This window comes from Streptomyces sp. DI166, from assembly GCF_900091315.1.
Lineage (GTDB): Bacteria > Actinomycetota > Actinomycetes > Streptomycetales > Streptomycetaceae > Streptomyces > Streptomyces fuscus.
Map to the genome: position 1 here is coordinate 1 of NZ_FLSP01000070.1, position 18,067 is coordinate 18,067.

The 18,067-nt window shown below is 72.7% G+C and carries 11 protein-coding genes; 1 reads left to right on the forward strand and 10 read right to left on the reverse strand.

The window, feature by feature from the left end:
- Positions 1 to 82: 82 nt before the first annotated feature.
- The 7 genes from GA0115233_RS28315 to GA0115233_RS41215 form a co-directional block, all read right to left on the reverse strand.
- The gene (locus GA0115233_RS28315) at positions 83 to 2,851 is read right to left on the reverse strand and encodes a SpoIIE family protein phosphatase (protein ID WP_093723154.1); all 2,769 of its coding nucleotides are present in this window, start codon (positions 2,849 to 2,851) and stop codon (positions 83 to 85) included.
- Between the two features lie 74 nt (positions 2,852 to 2,925).
- Positions 2,926 to 5,415 (reverse strand): SpoIIE family protein phosphatase, encoded by a 2,490-nt coding sequence (locus GA0115233_RS28320; protein WP_093723155.1) that lies wholly within the window; start codon positions 5,413 to 5,415, stop codon positions 2,926 to 2,928.
- A gap of 163 nt (positions 5,416 to 5,578) precedes the next feature.
- Positions 5,579 to 5,809 (reverse strand): cold-shock protein, encoded by a 231-nt coding sequence (locus tag GA0115233_RS28325; protein WP_255310382.1) that lies wholly within the window; start codon positions 5,807 to 5,809, stop codon positions 5,579 to 5,581.
- A gap of 1,898 nt (positions 5,810 to 7,707) precedes the next feature.
- Positions 7,708 to 9,534: an SAV_2336 N-terminal domain-related protein gene (locus GA0115233_RS28330; protein WP_093723156.1), complete on the reverse strand. Its 1,827-nt coding sequence runs from the start codon at positions 9,532 to 9,534 to the stop codon at positions 7,708 to 7,710.
- Complete coding sequence (locus GA0115233_RS28335) at positions 9,531 to 10,595, reverse strand: AAA family ATPase (RefSeq protein WP_093723157.1); 1,065 nt, start codon at positions 10,593 to 10,595, stop codon at positions 9,531 to 9,533. The genes GA0115233_RS28330 and GA0115233_RS28335 overlap by 4 nt, the downstream gene beginning before the upstream one ends.
- Positions 10,596 to 10,621: 26 nt before the next feature.
- Entirely contained in the window at positions 10,622 to 12,535 is a 1,914-nt protein-coding gene (locus GA0115233_RS28340) for a VMAP-C domain-containing protein (protein WP_176711965.1), read from the reverse strand.
- Positions 12,532 to 13,743, reverse strand: coding sequence for an alpha/beta hydrolase (locus tag GA0115233_RS41215; protein ID WP_218063556.1), 1,212 nt, complete (start codon positions 13,741 to 13,743; stop codon positions 12,532 to 12,534). Before GA0115233_RS41215 ends, GA0115233_RS28340 begins: the two co-directional genes overlap by 4 nt.
- A 173-nt stretch (positions 13,744 to 13,916) precedes the next feature.
- Between GA0115233_RS41215 and GA0115233_RS28345 the strand changes: the two genes are divergently transcribed.
- Positions 13,917 to 14,612 carry a YoaK family protein gene (locus GA0115233_RS28345; protein ID WP_218063558.1) on the forward strand — a complete coding sequence of 232 codons (696 nt, stop codon included), beginning with the start codon at positions 13,917 to 13,919 and terminating at the stop codon, positions 14,610 to 14,612.
- 4 nt (positions 14,613 to 14,616) lie between these two features.
- On the opposite strand, the gene GA0115233_RS28350 is transcribed toward GA0115233_RS28345, so the two are convergent.
- The 3 genes from GA0115233_RS28350 to GA0115233_RS28360 are packed head-to-tail and all read right to left on the reverse strand — an operon-like array spanning position 14,617 to position 18,006.
- A complete protein-coding gene (locus GA0115233_RS28350; RefSeq protein ID WP_093723160.1) occupies positions 14,617 to 16,182 on the reverse strand; it encodes an MFS transporter in 1,566 nt (521 codons plus the stop codon).
- A complete protein-coding gene (locus tag GA0115233_RS28355; protein ID WP_093723161.1) occupies positions 16,151 to 17,227 on the reverse strand; it encodes a hypothetical protein in 1,077 nt (358 codons plus the stop codon). Before GA0115233_RS28355 ends, GA0115233_RS28350 begins: the two co-directional genes overlap by 32 nt.
- Before the next feature lie 59 nt (positions 17,228 to 17,286).
- Positions 17,287 to 18,006, reverse strand: a complete 720-nt coding sequence (locus GA0115233_RS28360; RefSeq protein ID WP_255310379.1) for a carbonic anhydrase — start codon at positions 18,004 to 18,006, stop codon at positions 17,287 to 17,289.
- Positions 18,007 to 18,067: the final 61 nt, after the last annotated feature.

Here is an 18,067-nt window from a genome sequence, read left to right on the forward strand (position 1 = left end):
CAGTGGGCGGCCTGTGCTCGTGCCTGCGGCAGCGGCTGGCCTGTGCTCGTGCCTGCGGCAGCGGTGGGCCCCGCTCCCGCGTCTACGGCAGCGGCTGCTCCGCCCAGATCACCTTGCCCTCGGACGTGTACCGCGTGCCCCAGCGCTCCGCGACCTGCGCCACCAGGAACAGCCCGCGCCCGCCCTCGTCCGTCATCGCGGCGTACCGCAGATGCGGCGAGGTGTTGCTGCTGTCGAACACCTCGCAGATCAGCGTCCGGTCGCGCATCACCCGCACCCGGATGGGCTCACCGCCGTAGCGGATCGCGTTGGTGACCAGTTCGCTCAGGATCAGCTCGGTGGTGAACCCCAGCTCCTCCAGGTCCCAGTCGGCGAGCCGCCGGGTCACCTCCGCGCGCACCTTGGCGACCTCCGCCGGGTCCGACGGCACCTCCCACTCGGCGACCCGGTCCGCGGGCAGCGCCCGGGTCCGGGCCACCAGCAGCGCGATGTCGTCACCGGGACGGTCCGGCAGCCGGGCGTCCAGCACCGCCCGGCAGGTCGCCTCCGGCGAACCGCCGCCCGCCCGCGCCAGCGCCTCCCGCAGCAGCTCCAGACCCTCGTCGATGTCGTGCTCCCGGTCCTCCACCAGCCCGTCGGTGTACAGCACCAGCCGGCTGCCCTCCGCGAGGTCCAGTTCGGCCGTCTCGAAGGGCAGCCCGCCCAGCCCCAGCGGAGGACCCGCGGGCACGTCCGGGAACTCCACTCTCCCGTCCGGGTGGATCACCGCGGGCGGCGGATGACCGGCCCGGGCGACCGTGCAGCGCCCGGACACCGGGTCGTACACCGCGTACAGACAGGTCGCCCCGGTCACCGGCGCGCTCGCGGTCTCCGCCGCCTCGTCCTGGTCGATCCGGGCGACCAGCTCGTCCAGCAGCGCGAGCAGTTCCTCCGGCGGCAGGTCCAGCGCCGAGAAGTTGTGCACCGCCGTCCGCAACCGGCCCATGGTGGCCGCCGCGTGCAGCCCGTGCCCGACCACGTCCCCCACCACCAGCGCCACCCGGGCCCCGGACAGCGGCAGCACGTCGAACCAGTCGCCGCCCACCCCGGCCTGCGCGGGCAGATACCGGTAGGCGATCTCCAGCGCGTTCTGCTCGGGCAGCGAACGGGGCAGCAGACTGCGCTGCAGCGTGACGGCCATGCTGTGCTCGCGGGTGTAGCGACGGGCGTTGTCGATGGAGACCGCCGCCCGCGCGACCAGCTCCTCCGCCAGCTCCAGCTCCTCGGCGTCGAACGGCTGCGGCTTCTCCGACCGCCAGAAGCTCACCACGCCCAGCACCAGCGCCCCGGCCCGCAGCGGCACCGCGATCAGCGAGTGGATGCCGTACTCCACCACCTGCGCCGACCGCTCCAGGTCCTGCGCCTGCCAGCCCGGAGCCTGGGCGAGCCGCGGCTCCAGCACCGGCCGCCCCGCCTCCAGCGCCCGCGCCTGCGGCGAGGTCTCCACGAACGCGATCTCCTTGCCCAGCGGGTACAGCGGCGCGTCCTCACGGATACCGCTGAACGCCGTCCGGTGCAGCGGCGACACCGTGTCCGCCTGGCCGCCGTTGAGCACCGCCCCGAACAGGTCGACGGTGACGAAGTCCGCGAACCTCGGCACGGCCAGATCGGCCAGCTCCCCGGCGGTGCGCGTCACGTCCAGGCTGGTGCCGATGCCCACCCCGGCGTCGTAGAGCATGCTCAGCCGCTCGCGCGCGGTCTCCGCCCGGCCGGACAGGGCCCGCAGCTCGGTGGAGTCGCGCAGCGTCGCCACACTCCCGGAGGGGCCGCCGCGCAGGTTCGTCGGCCGCTGGTTCACCGCCAGCAGCCGCTCCTTGATCAGGTGCACCTCGTCGGTGGCCACCCGGCCGGAGGCCAGCAGCTCCGCGGTGTCCGCGGTCAGACCCAGATCGGCGACCTGGCGGCCCTCGGCGTCGGCCGGGAGATCGAGCAGCCGGTGCGCCTCGTCGTTGGCGAGCAGCAGCCGCCCCTCGTCGCCGACGATGATCACGCCCTCGCGCACGGCGTGCAGCACCGCGTCGTGGTGCTCGTACATCCGCGTCATCTCGTGCGGGCCCAGGCCGTGCGTCTGCCGCAGCAGCCGTCTGCTCACCAGGGCCGTGCCGCCGGTGGCCAGGGCGAGCGCCACTGCCGCCGCGCTCAGCAGCAGCGGCAGCTGCTGGTCGGCGGTACCGCCCACGGTCGCCGTGGTGATCCCGGCCGACACCAGGCCCACCACCTTGCCGTCGGAGTCCTTGACCGGCACCACCGCCTGCACCAGCGGCCCGATCGTGCCGACAATCTCCTCGGTCACCACCTCGCCGCGCAGCGCGGGCTCGATGGTGCCCACGAACTGCTTGCCGATCCGGTCCGGCTTGGGGTGGCTGTAGCGGATGCCGTCGGTGTTCATGACGACGATGAAGTCGACCCCGGTCGTCACCCGCGCGGCCTCGGCCTGCGGCTGGAACACGGCGGACGGGTCGGGTGCGCTGAGCGTCTCCACGGTGCCGGGCGCGTTGGCGAAGGCCTGGGCGACCGCCACCGAGCGGTTGCGGGCCTCGTTGGTGCTGTCGTGCCGCACCTGGAGCACCAGCGCCACCACCGCGGCCACCACCAGCAGCATCACGATGAAGACCTGGAACAGGAAGACCTGCCCGGCCACACTGATCCGGCTCAGCGGCGACCTGGGCCGCCGGCCGTGCTTGGGCGGGCGCCCGCCGTCCGGTATGCCGCCTCCGCGCAACCCGCGGGCGCGGTCGGGCGCACGGTGGGGACGCGGACCACTACGACGTCGGAGTGACCGGGCCCCTGATCGACCCGAGAGTCGGACCATGAGCCATGTCTACACTGCTCAACCCCTGGAGGCGAGAGGCGTAGCACACCGTCACGGCATGTCACCGGGGTTGCTCACGCCTCGTGCCGGGGCGCCGTGCGCCGGGTGGCGAGCAGCAGGGCGATGTCGTCGGGCCGGTCGACGGTGTGCCGCGCGGTCGCCGTGAGCCGGTCCGCGATCTTCGCCAGCGACTGCCCGCCCGGCCTGCCGAGCGGAGTGCCCGCCCGGGCCAGCGCCACCCGCATCCGCCCGATGCCGTCGTCGATGTCCCCGCCGGGCCGCTCCACCAGCCCGTCGGTGTACAGCGCCAGCACCGCGCCCGGGTCGATGACCAGCTCCGCCACCGGGTAGCGGGCCTGCGGGTCCACACCGAGCACCACCCCGCCGGGCAGGTCCACCCGGTGCGTACGGCCGTCCGGACTACGCAGCAGCGGCGGCAGATGCCCGGCACGTGCCGCCCGGGCCACCCCGGTGACCGGGTCGAGGCGGATGTAGCAGCAGCTCGCGAACAGCCCCGAGTCGATGTCGATCAGCAGCCGGTTCGTACCGCTCAGCACCTCGTCGGGCGGCCGGTCCCCGAGCGCGAACGCCCGCACCGCCGTGCGCAGCTGGCCCATGGTGGCCGCCGCCTGCACCCCGTGCCCCTGGACATCGCCGATGACCAGGGCGAGCCCGTCCCCGGCGGAGACCACGTCGTACCAGTCCCCGCCGATCTCCATGCCCTGGGTCGCGGGCAGATACCGGCCCGCGGTCTCCATCAGCGGGTGCGCGGACAGCCGCCGGGGGAGCAGCGCCTGCTGCAGGCCGCGGGCGAGGGTCGCCTCGCTCTCGTAGCGCTTGGCCTTCTCCATGGCGTGCGCGATCAGCCCGGCGAGCGCGGTGAGCGCGGCCCGCTCCTCGGTACTGAAGGTGCGCGACCGGTCGAAGCCGAGGATGCACGAACCCACCGGACGGCCCGAGGCGATCAGCGGCAGGAACGCCCGCGCGCCCTCCTCGGCGTCCAGCGGTATGCCCGGATAGGCCTCCCCGAGCTGCTCCATCGAGTCGAAGAAGAGCGGGCGACCGCTGGTCAGCGTCTCCACCCCGGGCAGCCGCTCGTCCAGCCCCACCCCCTCGAAGGGCGCCAGGAACCCGGGCGGGAAGCCGCTCTCCCAGGCCAGGAACAGATGGCGGTCCTGCAGCAGGTAGATCGCCAGCCGGCGCCCGCCGAACGCGGGCAGCAGCTCCCGCATGACCACCGCGGACACCTGGCGCGCGGTCACCGCCTCGGTCAGCGCGATGGCCAGCACGATCGGCCGGTACAGCGGCGCCATGGACGCCTCCGGGGCCGGCTCGGCGGGCTCGGCGACCTCCTTCGGCGCGTCGGCGGGCACCTCGACCACGTGGTGCGCCGGACGCACCGAACAGGTCAGCAGCTCCGGGCCGGGGTGCAGGGACAGCACGAGCCAGTCCCCGGCGGTCTTGGCGTCGGGCCGCCCGACGTGGAAGGACACCGGCTCGGGGGAGAGCAGCGCCTTGCGCAGATGGTCCTCGCAGGCGGGCTGGGTCAGCCACGGCACGGCGTCCCACAGAGGTCTGCCGAGCAACTGCGACCGGGGCAGTTCCAGCAGGTCGGCGGCGCGCGGATTGGCGTACACGACCGTCCCCAGCCGGTCCAGCGCGAACACGCCGTCGGGGAGCAGATCGGCCGCGGACTCGGCCGCCGAGGCGGGCCCGGGCTCGATGACGGCACCGTGCACCTCGGACATCGCGGACGCGCCGTCGTCCGCCCGCCACAGCTCCACCAGCCGCAGCGAGCCGTCCGCGGCGCGCAGGTACAACGGCAGCGGCGGCGGCCGCCCCGCGGCGGCGTCACGCAGCGCGGCCAGCAGCGTCTCGGTATCACCGGGCGCCACGGCATCGGCGAACGGACGCTCACCGCTCGTGCACTCCTCGGCGACCGCGCCCAGCATCCTGCGCAGCCGCTCGTCCGCGGTCACGGCCCCGGTCACGGGGTCCCAGCCGAAGCATCCGGCCCGCCCAGGCGGATGCGTCGCGGGCGGCCGTACGCACAGCGGCTCGCCGTCCCAGCGCACCGGACCGTCCTCCTCCGCCTCCCTGAGCCGCCCCGCCAGCTCCTGGGCCAGCCGCGCCAGCCGCTCGCGCGCCGGCAGCAGCTCGGTGGCGTCGGCGGCGGCCGGACGCAGCACGGTGAGCACGCCGTACGCCTTGCCGTCGGTCGCGACCGGCACGTACAGGGACCCGAACTGGAACGGCAGACCCGCCGCGAACTGGGGGTAGCGGCGCATGGTCTCCGTGGCGTTGGCCAGCACCACCTCCACGCCGAGCCGGTGGGCGTCGGCGACCGCGAACCGGCTGTCCATGTGCAGCCGCCACCACGGTTTGAACAGGCGGCTGGGGAGTCCGACGAGCGCGGACAGGCGGAGCACTCCGGGCGTGCTGGAGGTCATGTAAACCCCCGCCGCGTGGCCGTCAGCGGCCCTGAACGCCTTCAGTGAGGCGTCGATCAGCGCCGCCGTCGACCGCCCGGGCGTCAGCTGCGTGTGCTCGACGCTCCCAGTCATCGGCCCCTACCTCGTCCGTGCGCCGTCCCGTGGGGCGACACAGCAAGAATGCGCCACAAGACCCGACCGCCGCACCCGGGCGGCACGGGAGTCCGGCCCTTCCCCGAGGATCACACGAGTCGGGCGCCGTGTACCCGGGGCGGGGTGGATGAGTCCCGGGGGGTCAGTACGGGCGGACGTTGGTGGCCTGGGGGCCCTTGCTGTTCTCGGTGATCGTGAGGCGGACCCGCTGGCCTGTTTCCAGGGTGCGGGGGTCATGCGCAATGATCGCCGAGTAGTGGACGAACACGTCGCGACCGCTGTCGAGGGTGATGAAACCGAAGCCCTTCTCCGCGTTGAACCACTTGACCGTGCCGTGGTGCTCTGCGGGGAAGGCGGGGTTGCGGAAGAGCAGGGTGGGGGCGTCAGCGAGGGAGCGGCTGGTGAGTGACATGACGCGTGAGTGGTGATTGGCGATGTCGAGCAGGCTCAGGAACTCGGGGCCACCGGGGATGCCCGTACTGAGGGTGCGGGTGAGGGCCTGGGTCATGGCGTGAGGTCTCTGACCGGGTTTCGGGAACAGCAGTACCCGGGCGTCCAGCGTTCTGACGTCGGGCTCGAACCATGACCACAGGCGGCTACCGCCGTGGGTGTCGGCGTCGAGGATCAGGACCTTGTGCTGAGCGGGACTCTCGTCGAGGAGCGAACGGAGCCGCAGTACGGACAGAGCTGTGCCGTGCAGGTTCTCGATGTCGGTGTTGCGGAAGGCCAGGAAGGCGTCGTCCGGGGTTTCGACCACGTGGCCCGCGTAGGCCAGGAGGAACGTGTGCTCGGCCTGCTGTACCGCCGAGGAGAGCCTTGAGGAGAAGTTGCTGGGGAGAGGACGGTTCCAGATGGCTTGGACGTTCTCATGGGCGAGGATTCCGTCCTCCCGCCGCCTCCCCAAGGCGGACGCCAACGAGGTGGCGGCCTCCGCGGTGCCCGGCAGCTCGGGGAAATCCTCGTAGAGGCTGCATCCGATGACGACGGCGCGTGACCTGGTCGGGGCGATGAGTCCGGGGGGAGACGACTGCTGGGACGACCGGACGGGGGGGAGAGGGAGCGGGATGATAGGAGCGGCGAAGAGTCCTCTGGATGTTGCTTCGGCCATCGTGACTGCTCCGACGACCGATCCGTGCAGGTCGATGACCGCGGAGCCGACAGTGGGCCATGGCGCCGACACGACTGGAGCCAGTTGGTAATGGTCCGAAATTAGGCGCGTCACCCGGCAGCGGAGCACCCTCAGTTCAGTGCCGCCCTCACTGTCGAAACCGACGACCAAGACCTCCTGCCCGGCGGTCGGCATGGGACCCATCGAAGGACGTGGTACGGCGCGAAGTTCCACACGGGGGTTCAGCAGCAGGTAGGACAGCGCTGTCCGCGGGGCCGGGGAGACGAGCCGCGCGGCTGCGACGTTCTTGCTCAGATAAGGACGAACCTTCAGGGTCTCCTCCGGGACGGCGGGGGAGTGTCGCGCGAACGCGGTGACCACCAGCCCTTCGTCTGACAGGCAGATTCCCGATGCCAGTAGGGATCCCGTGCTGCTCCGGACCTGGACCAGACGTCGCCCGATGTCCTCGATGAGTCCCCGGATGACGGAGTTGGACTCGGGGGACACGTCGTAGAACGCATAGGTGTTGGAGAGGACGCGGGCTTCGTGGGAAAGCCCTCGCTCCTGTGCGGATTGGGCGAGTGAGGGAAGCGCGGCACGGTCGGCGTACTGGGCCAGCACCGGCCACAGACCCGTCGGTGGGTCGACGAACGGTGTCTCCTGCTCGTCGGTACGCACCACGAGGTCGACCAGCTGGTACGTCCCAGGCCCGAGGAGTGCTTCGTCGAGCATGAGCGGCGGTTCTCCCGGGCTCGGCCGACAGGCGTACTCGATTGCCGCCAACATGTTTCTGCGCGTCAGCTTCGCCCGGCTGTTGCGGGGGTGGTAGACCTCGGTCGCGGCCGTCAACAGGTTGAACGGCATGGTGGGGAAATGACCGAGACGCCGAATGTCCAGCGCCGCGCGGAGCATGGACCTGGCGATCGGGGGCGCTTGCTGGATCCGGCGCGCCACTGCGGACTCGTTGCTCCACGAAGGGACGCGCACCAGGTCGATGCCCGCGTTCTCGGGGATGACGTCCACGTCGTCTTCGGTGATCTCGCCGAAGATGAGGAAGGGTCCGGACCTGAAGGGCTGGGACAGGAACGGAACGTCGAGCGTGCGTCCCACTTGGGAGAGATTCAACTCCTTCAGGAGCACGATGGTGCGGCCAGGCAGGTCGGTCAGCCCGGGCACCACCTCGTCCGGACTCCGCGGTGTCCACACCATCCAGTCATCCGGCATCCGGCTGAACGCACGCGCGAGAGCCGTGGTCTTCCCCGCGCCCGTCTCACCGACCAGCACGGTGAACGAGCCCAGGCCCTCCAGGGCCCGAGTGATGACCTCAGCGAGCCGCTCGTCCACCCACCGCTCGAAGTAGTTGTCAGGAACCAACTCCGCGAACTCCGCGACCCGCCGCCAGTCGGGCCCAGGCACCTCCCCGAACCCCCCGGCACCACCCTCGTCCGTGTAGCGAACGGCACCGCCTCACCGGCAACCCTCCACCGGCCGCCCTCGCCCCCGGCCGTGCGCCCCGCGAGAAAGTCACCCCCACTCACAGCCCCCCGCTCGCTGACCTCCGCCCCCATCTCCCGCCGTACGACCTCCTGCACCGACGTTATGGCGTCCCGCCGCTGTCCGCCGAGCAGGGCCTCGCGCACACCGGGCCGGAAGTCGAAAGGAACGCTGTCCGGGTCGGTGGCGTCTGCACCGGCCCAGGGCCTGAGCAAGCCGCCCAGGGCGACCTCCGCCAGGTGGCCGTGCTCGGAGTTCGGGAGCATGACCTGGCGGACCAGGTTCATGACCGGCAGGCTCAGCGGCACGGCGGACAGGTACCCGGCCAGCTCCTGCGCGACCGGTGACGCTCCGGCCCGGAACCGCCGAAGGATGTCGTCGACACCGTCAACACCCGGCGCCTGCTCGACCATTGCGGTCGGCGCAGGCGTCGCGTGAGGCGCCCGCGGGACCGACAAGGACTGCACCCGCTTCCACTGACCGTCGCCCGCCACCACCTTCGCCAGCACCGACACCGACCCCGCCGTGGCCTCCACCACCGGAATCGCGATGCCCTCAGGTTCGGGGCGTCGGCGGCGTCGGCTCCGGGTGGCCGGGGACTGGCGCCAGGACGTGTTCGGGGCGGCGGGGCCCACCGCGCGGACCAGCAACGCCCGAGGGCGTACCGCGCCCCGGTCCCACAGCCGGCGGGGCAGGACGTTGAGCAGGGCCACCGGACCGTGGGTCGACCACTGCCGCAGCATCCCGGCGGCCTCGGCCCCGGCCCAGCCGCTCGCCACCGTGTCGGTCACGACCAGGATGAGACGGTGGCCGGACGGGTCGGACACCTCCTGCACACTGCGCGGCTCGCCGTCCGGTGTCCGGGAGACCGACAGCGGCCCGCCCCCACCCGTGCCGCTCAGGTGCCACACGCGGACGTCCCTGAAGATGCCCGTCTGCACGAACACGCGCCGCAGTTCCGCCACCAGGTCGTGCCACAGCAGCATCGAGTGGTGGGCGTCGATCACCAGCGCCAGGTCCAGCCACCGCGCCTTGCGCGGGCGCAGCACGGGCAGCGGCAGTCGCTGCTCGACGGTGCGGCGGACGGTCAGTTCCTCGTCGAGTTCCAGGTCGGCGGAGCCGTAGTCCGGCTCCCGCCGGCCCGTGCTGCGGCCCAGGGGGCGCAGGGCCCGCATCAGGGCCAGCGGGTCCCGCAGGGACGCGGCACGACGGACTCGGACCAGTTCGATGCCGTCGCGTGAGGGGCCGGGCGCGTCCGTCACATCGGCCGCGCCGTAGAACTCCTCGGTCGGCTCCGGGGCCGCCTCCTCCCGCCCCGGCGAGCCGGGCTCGGGCAGGTCGAGCGGATCGGGATCCTCACCTGCCTCCGGCCACTGCCGTACGCCCGCGCCCGCTGTGCCGCCGACACGCGCCGCCAGCCAGAGGATGTCCGCCAGCTCCTCGGGTCCGGCGTCGGCGCCGGACTCCCGCAGGGCGCGGAACAGGTCCTCGATCACGCCAGCGGGCCCGTCAGCCGTTGCAGCACGGTCTTGAGGAAGTCCTCCCGCTCGTCCACCCCGGACCACGCGCCGCTCAGCCGCAACTGGACGGCGTTCAGGAGCTGGTCGGTGGCCAGGTCGCCTTCCGTGCGGCGTTCGTCGAAGGCCTTGATCAGGTCCCGGTAGTGGTCGTCACCGGTCGACTCGTCGAGCCGCAGGCGCTGCCGGACGATCCGCTCCAGCTTGTCCTTCGTGGGCGGTTCGACGTGCAGGCGGATGCAGCGGCGCAGGAACGGCGGCGGGAAGTCGCGCTCGCCGTTGCTGGTGAGCACCACGATCGGGAAGGCCCGGCACTGGACGCGTCCGCCCTCGATGCCGACGCGGGCCTTCGGGCCGTCCTGAGTGCCGACCCTGACCCGAGGCTGCCGGGCGGCGATCCGGGCCAGCTCGGGGATCTCGAAGGAGCCCTCCTCGAAGACGGTGAGGAGGTCGCCGGGCAGGTCGATGTCGCTCTTGTCGATCTCGTCGACGAGCAGCACCCGGGGCCGGTCCTGAGGCAGCAGCGCGGTGCCGAGCGGACCGAGGCGCAGATACGGTGCGATGGAGTTCCCCGAGGCGGGGCGCTTGGCGCCCGGCGGGCGGCGGCTGCGGCCGGAGGATGCCAGGTGCCTCAGGTTCGCGTCGTGTAGCCGCCCGATCGCGTCGTACTGGTAGAGCCCGTCCCGCAGGGAACTCCGGCTGGTCACCGGCCAGTGCAGGACCGGGCCGAGTTCGAGGTCGGCCGCGATGCTGTGGGCCAGAGTCGACTTGCCGACACCCGGCTTGCCGGTGACGAGCAGCGGGCGGCGCAAATACAGGGCCGTGTTGACGGCGTCCACTTCGTAGTCGTCGGGCACATAGCCGTCGCCGCGCTCGTACGTCTCCGCCCACGCCGGACCCTCGGTGCCCGGCGGGGTGTACTCGGGATCGGGTTCGCCCTTGAACTCCCGCCACGGCGGCCGGTGTTCGTCGAGCCGGGCGCGCCGTTCCCCGACTGTGCCCGGGCCCCGGTAGATCCACCAGTCCTTGGCGGTGTCCATCCGACTTCCTCTCCTCGACGGCTGGTTCATGAGGACAACGACCGCCTGACCGGAATCCGCCCGGGGTCGTCCCAGAGCAGGGCGAGTGGTTGACGGCGCACCCGCAGGTGCTTGAGCTTGGTCGGCAGCTGCGCCACGTCCAGCGAGTCCATCTCCAGCGCGGTGCGGAGGGGTTCCTTCTCCGTTGCGGAGGGGCGGCGCCAGACGGCGATGGGTATGCCGCTGTCGATGACGGCGTCCAGTGCGTTCGGGACCAGGGGTTCGGTCACGTCGGCCAGTACGCACACGGGCGGTTCGTTCAGTTGCAGGACGTCGGCGAGGCCGTCGGTCACGTCGGTGTCGCACACTTCGTGCACGGCTTCCGGGTGGCGGCCGCCGTGGGTCTCGTACCACCGCCACTTGGTCCGCCATGGTTCCTCGACCAGCCCCTCCCGTTCGTCCGGGCAGCGGAGCACGACCTCGTACCAGCACCCGAGGGATGCGGTCTTGTTCGGGCGTCCCGTGGGAACCTCCCACGTCTCGAACGGCTCCTCCAACAGCTCGTACGGGACGTGGAACTCGATCCGCTTCGGCTTGGCGGACGCCTTGTGGGTCAGCAGGTGATCGCCGAGTGCCTTGCGTACGGCCTCCAGGTCCAGGGGTTGTTCGGAGTCGCCCACGTTCTCGAAGTCACCCTGGTACATCCACAGTTGGAGCCAGTACTCGTCCTCGCTCTCGGGGGTGAGGCGGACGTGCAGGGCGGGCGGCTCGGTGGGCTCCGGGGGAGGCGGCGGGAGCGGGTCGGCACCCAGCCGCTCACGGGTGCGTTCGACCCAGGCGGTCGCGGCCGCGGCCCAGTCGGACAACCGGGATCTGGAGGCGAGGTGCTGCATGAACGGCAGGACCAACGGGACGCCGGGGCGCGTTCCCTGACGGTTGTTCAGGTCGCGGGCGATCTCCGTCAACTGTGTCGAGGGCAGACAGTGACCGGCGGGCGGGCCGCTGTCCGCCACCTCGAAGGCCCACCGGTACGCCTCGTAGGTGTGCGGGGGCATCCTGGGGAAGTCCTTGAGCAGTTCGGCCAGTTCCGTCCACGCGAGCTGGTCGAGGACACGCGCGCCGGTGGAGCCCGAGGGGTCGGTCCACCTATCCCCGAACAGCGGTGATTCGTCCCACGAGGTGGCTATCTCGAACGTCGGCTGCTGCGATGTCCTGCCGTTCCGCTTCATGTCCGCAAAGTCCCCTTGCACGGCCCTGGCGATGTCGACCAGGTCCCGGACCGCGTCCGCCACCGTCAGCCCGTCAAGGCGCCTGAGCAGTGTGTCGGTGAACTGGCCCGCGCCCAGTTCCGCCCGGTTGGCCGCCGCCTGGCCCGGCCGAGCCGCGTACAGGACGAACTGGCGCCGCGCGGGTACCGGTTGGCCGACCGGGTACGCGACCGAGCCGAACCCCAGGCGGTCGCCGCGCCAACGGGTGTCGATGCGGCAGGCGTCGGTGATGGCGACGACGTCACGGAACCGTCCCCCGCCCACCGCGGTCGACTGCCACATGCGCAGCGCCGAGGTCAGGTTGAGGTGGGTCGTGTGGGCCGCCGTCGCGTCGGAGTAGGGCAGGAGCAACTGGTGGGCGCGGTCGAGGAAACCGTGTCCGGCCCAGTAGATCCACAGCAGGTCGCCGTCGCGCTGCGGTAAGTCCTTCAGGAGCGCGTCCTCCACGCACTTCTGGGTGGCCGGATCGGCCGTCACGCCGTTCGCGTTGCGGGCCAGGGGCGACAGCAGCAGCCGTACGTTGGCCTGCGGGACGCCTGCCGTGCCGGTGAGCCAGTCGGCGAAGCGGGTGGCGTCGCGGGCCGGGCCGGACAGGTCGAAGCCGCCGATCTCGTACGACTCGACGCCGACGACGAGGGCGAAGGTCCGTTCCGGGGTGATCGGGGGCTCGCACCCGGCGGGCGCCTCCGTCATCGCAGGGCCTCCGCGATGCGGTCGAAGACCGGGTCGAGACGCCAGTAGGCGCTGTGCGAGACGGGGAAGGGCTGACGGCTGCGGACCTCGTGGTCGGTGACCCGGGCGCCGTCGCCGAAGAGCGGCTCGGCGAGGTAGGAGAGCAGGTCGCGGCGGTCGTAGATATTGAGCCATTCGGGGAAGCCCGCGGGCAGCGCCGAGCCCGGTTCCAGGCCCGCGAGGGCCCCGAGCTCGTGCAGGAACGGCGCCTGCGAACCCACGGTCACCAGCAGCCGTACCGGCAGCGCCTGCCCGCGCCGCGCCGCCAGCGCCAGGGTGTCCACCAGGGCGATACCGCCGAGACTGTGGCCGATCAGCACCGGCGGCTCGGGGGCGCGGCCGATCACCTTCTCCAGGTGGGCGCGCAGATGCTCGCCGCGCGCCTGGTAGCGCAGGATGTCGCCGACCTCGGACGCCTTGTCGTTGGTCAGCTCGCCGCGCTTGCTGTCCAGCACGGACTGCGGGGTCAGCCGCTGGGCCAGCTTGAACAGCACGCCCGCCGTACGCGTCATCACGCCGCGAGCGGTGCCGCCGAGCCGGTCGCTCAGCCGGTCGACGAGCCTGTCCCGCTCGTCGCCGGTGCACAGGGCGGTGTCCTGCGCCTCGGCGAGCATCGTGGCGACCACGGCCCGGCTGGTGAGGAGGACGAGTTCGGCGGCGGTGGCCTCGTCCTCGGCGGCGAGGGACGCGGCGTGGAACTCGTCGGAGTTCGCCACGGAGTCCAGGGCTGCGCGGTAGCCGTCGGCCAGGCCGGTGTCGCGTAGGAGCACGGCGAGTTCGTCGGCCGGGTCGAGGGCGCGCGGCAGGCCGCCCAGTCGGTCGCGGACCTCATCACCGGGGCTCTGAAGGCCCGGCAGCCCGAATCCGCCGTCGTCGTCCGAGCCGACGCCGAGTTCCGCGAGCACCCTCAGCTCGCACAGCGGGTCGGTGAGCAGCAGCAGCCACTCGGCCGTCTCGGGGTCGTCCTCGGCGTCCGCCGCCGTGACCGGGCGCATCCCCGGTACGGTGGCGCCCCCGGCGGCCAGTGCGGCGCCGAACTCACGGCCCCAGTAGCACGGTTCCACCTCCGCCGCCGGGAACCGTTTCCGTAACCCCGCCTCGACCTGCCGGAACAACTCGTCGAACCGTTCCTGACGGACCCCGGTCCCGTGAACGAAGACGAACCGCATACGTCCCCCGCCCCCCAACGCGCCTGTGCGCTCAGGAGAATAGTCCGTCCGCCCAGCTCGGGCAGGCGGTACGGGAACCTGCTCCGGTCCCGTCCCGGCGTGCCGGGTGGCCGGAGCGGGGCTGTAATGGGCGGCGGGGGCCGTTGTCCGCCGTGAGGGCAGGGAGGTGTGCCGTGTCCGCAGCCGATCGCCCCGACCCGTTGCCCAGGGTGCTCGTCGTGGTGACCGCGATCACGGGGATCGTCGACGCGGTGGCCTTCCTCGGCCTCGGGCAGATCTTCACGGCCTTCATGACCGGCAACATCCTCTTCCTCGGCTTCGCCCTCGCCGGGGGCGAAGGGCTCAGGCCGCTGGGGTCACTGACCGCGTTCTCCGCGTTCGTGTGCGGTGCCGTGGCCGGGAACCGCATGGGTGCGGTGCTGCAGAACCGGCGCAGGCGCTGGCTCCTCACCTCGTCCGGCACCGCGTCGTTCCTGCTCGTCGTCGGGGCGCTGTTCGCCATCGACCTCCCGAACGTCGACGCGGAGCCCAGACCGCGGCACTACGTCGTCATCGCCGCGACCGCCCTGGCCATGGGGGTGCGCAGCGCGACCATGTGGCGGCTCGGCGCCGTCCTGAACACCACGCTCGTCACCGGCACCCTCGTGACCTTCCTCCGGAAGTCGCCGATCGGCGGCGGCAGGGGGGACGACCCGTCCAATCCCTATCGGGCGGCCGGTGTGGTGGCGGTCCTGACCGGCGCGGCCGTCGGCACCCTGCTGCTGCGGGTGAGCATCACGGTGGCGCTGCTGGTGGCGGCGGCGGGGGTGCTGGGCGCCATGGGCGGGTACGCGCTGCGGTGGGCACCGCGGCAGGTGGCGGAGGTGTGACGGCTCAGCGGCCTCCGGGGGAGCCGGCTGTCGGCCCTGTCGACCCTGTACGCCTCGTCGGTCCTGTCGACCCTGCTGGCCCCGTCGGCCGCGCCGACCCCCGCTCCGCCCCTCGCCGCGGCAGCCGTCGTGCCAGGAACCCGACCGCCGCCGCCAGCGCCAGCAGCGCCCACGAGCAGCCCAGCAGGGCCGCGGTGAAGTCCCCCTCGCCCAGGCCCGCCCCGGAGTCCTGGGGGTCGGCGCCCAGCAGGGCGACGAAGAGGGCGCCCAGCACGGCGACGCCCAGGGAGCTCGCGAGCTGGTTCGCGGTGAGCATGATGCCGGACCCCGCCCCGGCGTCCTCGCGGCGGACCGTGGCCAGGACGACCCCGATGAGGGGCGCCGATACGAAGCCCTGTCCGGCCCCGGACAGCAGCAGCGCGGGAGCCAAGGCGAGGGCCTCCCGGGGCCCGGAGGACGCCGGTCCCGGTGCCAGGGTCGCGAGGAGGACGACGTAGCCGATCACCATGGTCCCGGCGCCGATGAGCAGGACCCGGCTGCCGTACCGGGCGGTGAGGCGGCGGCTGGCCAGGGACGCGGCGGCGAAGCCCACGCCGAGCGGCAGGAAGGCGATGCCGGAGGCGAGCGGGGACAGGTGCAGGCCGTCCTGGAAGACGTAGGCCAGGAGGAGGAACAGGCCGTAGTTGCCGCTGTAGAAGATCAGGGCGATGGCCAGGCCGATCCGGAACCCGGGCACGCGGAACAGGGACGGCGGGACCAGGGGCGCCCCGCCCGCGCTCTCCCTGCGCCGCTCGGTGAACCACAGGGCGACCAGGGCCAGGGCGGACCCCGTGAGGGCCGGCCAGACCCAGCCGGGCCAGCCGTCGGCGCTGCCCCGGACGAGCGGGAAGATCAGCAGCGTCATGGCGACCGCGGTCAGCAGCAGGCCCGGGATGTCCAGCGGGTGGCGGGCGGCGGGCCCGCGTTTGGGGAGCGTGGCGGGTACACAGGCCGCCACGGCGAGCCCGATGGGCACGTTGACCAGGAACACCGACCGCCAGCCGAGGCCGAACACGTCCGCGCGGATCAGGGCGCCGCCGATGATCTGGCCGAGGACCGCGCCGAGCCCCAGCGTGGCGCCGTAGAGCGCGAGCGGGCGGGCCCGCCGGTCCGGCGGGAAGATCACCTGGATCAGCGCCAGCACCTGCGGCAGCATCAGGGCCGCCGCCATGCCCTGGAGGAGGCGCAGCGCGATGAGGACTCCGGCCGACGGTGCCGCCGCGCATCCGGCGGACAGGGTCGTGAAGCCCAGGACGCCCAGCAGGAAGACCCGCTTGTGCCCGTAGGAGTCGCCGAGCCGGGCGCCCGTGGTCAGCAGTACGGCGTAGGCCAGGACGTAGCCGCTGATCACGGCCTGGATGTCGGCGAAGCCGGCGTGCAGGTCGCGCTGGATGGAGGGGGCGGCGACGTTGACGATGAGCACGTCGAGGATGCCCATGAACGACGCGAGCAGCAGGACGGCGAGCGCGCCGCGCCGCCGGGTGCCCGGTGCCGCCTCGCTAGAGGCGCGCGATGCGGAGCGGGACGACATGCCAGTGCGTCTCGACGGCTTCCGGGTCGGCGGCCACGCGGGCGCGCAGCCCGGCCGCGAGGGCCTTCGCCACGCGCTCGACGTCACCGGCGTCGCGTTCGGCGTCGAGCGCGCTGAACAGCGACGGCTGGAACGCCGCCCGGAAGAACGCCGTCACCTGTTCGGCGAAGCCCCGGGCGTCCCCGGTCGCCCGGAAGTGGTCCAGGTGGATGTCGGGGAGCCGCACCAGGTCGTACTCCTCGACGCGCAGGACGTCCGTCAGGGGACCCGCCCGGAGCGGGGCGAGGAACTCGTCCACGGTCCGGTTCCAGGTCGGTACGGTCATCCGCGCGTGCTCGGCCCGCGTGAGCAGTCCCTGCCGTACGAGGTCGGCCAGTACCGCGTCGGCGGTGTCCATCAGGCACTCGGCCCCGCTGGACCCGTCCTCGGCGCACGACCCGCCCAGGACCACGAGCTGCCCGCCGGGGCGCAGCTCCCGGGCCCGGTGGGTCAGGAACGCCTCCCAGTCGGACCGCGACCGCTCCTTGAAGGCCTCGCGAATGTCACCGGTGGCCCGGGTGGAGAAGATGTGGCCGGGGATGGGCGCGGGCACCCGGGACAGCCAGTGCACGGCGATCGCGCTCCACGCCAGGTGCAGTTCGCCGGGCGGGAAGAGGGGCTCGTAGAAGGAGCGGGCCTCGGCCTGGACGAAGACCCGCGGCTCGCGGGCGTAGGTGCCGGGGGAGTCCATGACCGTGGCGAACAGGGTGTTGAAGTCGTTCGCGAGGATGTCGGTGTGGACCACCGTCACCGGGGTGTCCTCGCCGGTCCGTCGGCGCACGCCTTCGACCACGGCACGCATCGGGTCCAAGGAGTTGGTGCCGGCCGCCGCACCCAGGTCCGCGACCCGGAACGGCGCGCCGTTGTGCGGCAGGACCACCGCGTCCAGGGCGCGGTGCAGCAGGGGCATTCCGTAGTCGTCGGCGCGGTGCTGCACCCGGGAGTGCAGGGCGTAACCGCGCCCCATGGCGCCCTCGACACCGGGGGAAGTGACCGATCCGCTCATGGAGACCTCGCTCACCAGCAGTCGCGGCCCCTACGACCACGATAACCGTGACCCGGGGGTCAGGCGACGCGGTGCACGCGCTGGTCGGTCAGCTCGTACCGGGCCCCGACGACGGCGAGTTCACCGGCCCTGACCCTGGCCGCGAGGTCCGGTTCCGCGGCGACGAGGTCGCGCACCAGCCGTACGTTGGCGTCGATCGTCGCGTCCACGCGTGCCTCGCCCGTCCTGGTGCGGTCGATCACCGGGCGGATACGGTCGGCGATGTACTGGATGTGCCCGGGCAGGTGCTCCCCGCTCTCGTCGGCCTCGACCGTCGCGCGCACCGCGCCGCAGGACTGGTGGCCGAGGACCAGCACCAGCGGGATGCCGAGTTCGAGCACGCCGTAGGCGACGCTGCCGAGCACCGCCTCGTCCAGGACCTCACCGGCGCTGCGCACGGTCATCAGGTCCCCGAGGCCCTGGTCGAAGACCAGCTCCGGCGGTACGCGGGAGTCGATGCAGCCGAGGACCACGGCGAAGGGGTGCTGGCCCGCGACCAGCTCCTGGCGGACGGCGCGGGTCTCGTCGGGGTGTTCCTCGCGGAAGGCGCGCCAGCGCGCGTTGCCGGCGGCGAGAGCGCGCAGCGCCTGGGCGGGCGTGGCCGGGCGGTGGCGGGGTCTCGGCGCGGCGGTCGCGGGGGCGGCCCCGACGGTGAGACCGGCGCCGAGCGCGGTGGCCGAGGTGAGCGCGCCCCGCAGGAGGCAACGGCGGGCCGGTAGGGGATGGGTGTCGGCGTTCACGGGCAGAACGTACGACCGGAGCCGCGCGGGCGGGCCCGTCCGACGCAATCGTTGACGGCTC

What these genes read in the sequence shown, in the direction of transcription:
- GA0115233_RS28340 (WP_176711965.1), bottom strand. Translation starts at nt 12,535, where the DNA reads ATGACGGAGGCGCCCGCCGGGTGCGAGCCCCCGATCACCCCGGAACGG.
- GA0115233_RS28320 (WP_093723155.1), bottom strand. Translation starts at nt 5,415, where the DNA reads ATGACTGGGAGCGTCGAGCACACGCAGCTGACGCCCGGGCGGTCGACG.
- GA0115233_RS28315 (WP_093723154.1), bottom strand. Translation starts at nt 2,851, where the DNA reads ATGGTCCGACTCTCGGGTCGATCAGGGGCCCGGTCACTCCGACGTCGT.
- GA0115233_RS28350 (WP_093723160.1), bottom strand. Translation starts at nt 16,182, where the DNA reads ATGTCGTCCCGCTCCGCATCGCGCGCCTCTAGCGAGGCGGCACCGGGC.
- GA0115233_RS41215 (WP_218063556.1), bottom strand. Translation starts at nt 13,743, where the DNA reads ATGCGGTTCGTCTTCGTTCACGGGACCGGGGTCCGTCAGGAACGGTTC.
- GA0115233_RS28335 (WP_093723157.1), bottom strand. Translation starts at nt 10,595, where the DNA reads ATGGACACCGCCAAGGACTGGTGGATCTACCGGGGCCCGGGCACAGTC.
- GA0115233_RS28355 (WP_093723161.1), bottom strand. Translation starts at nt 17,227, where the DNA reads ATGAGCGGATCGGTCACTTCCCCCGGTGTCGAGGGCGCCATGGGGCGC.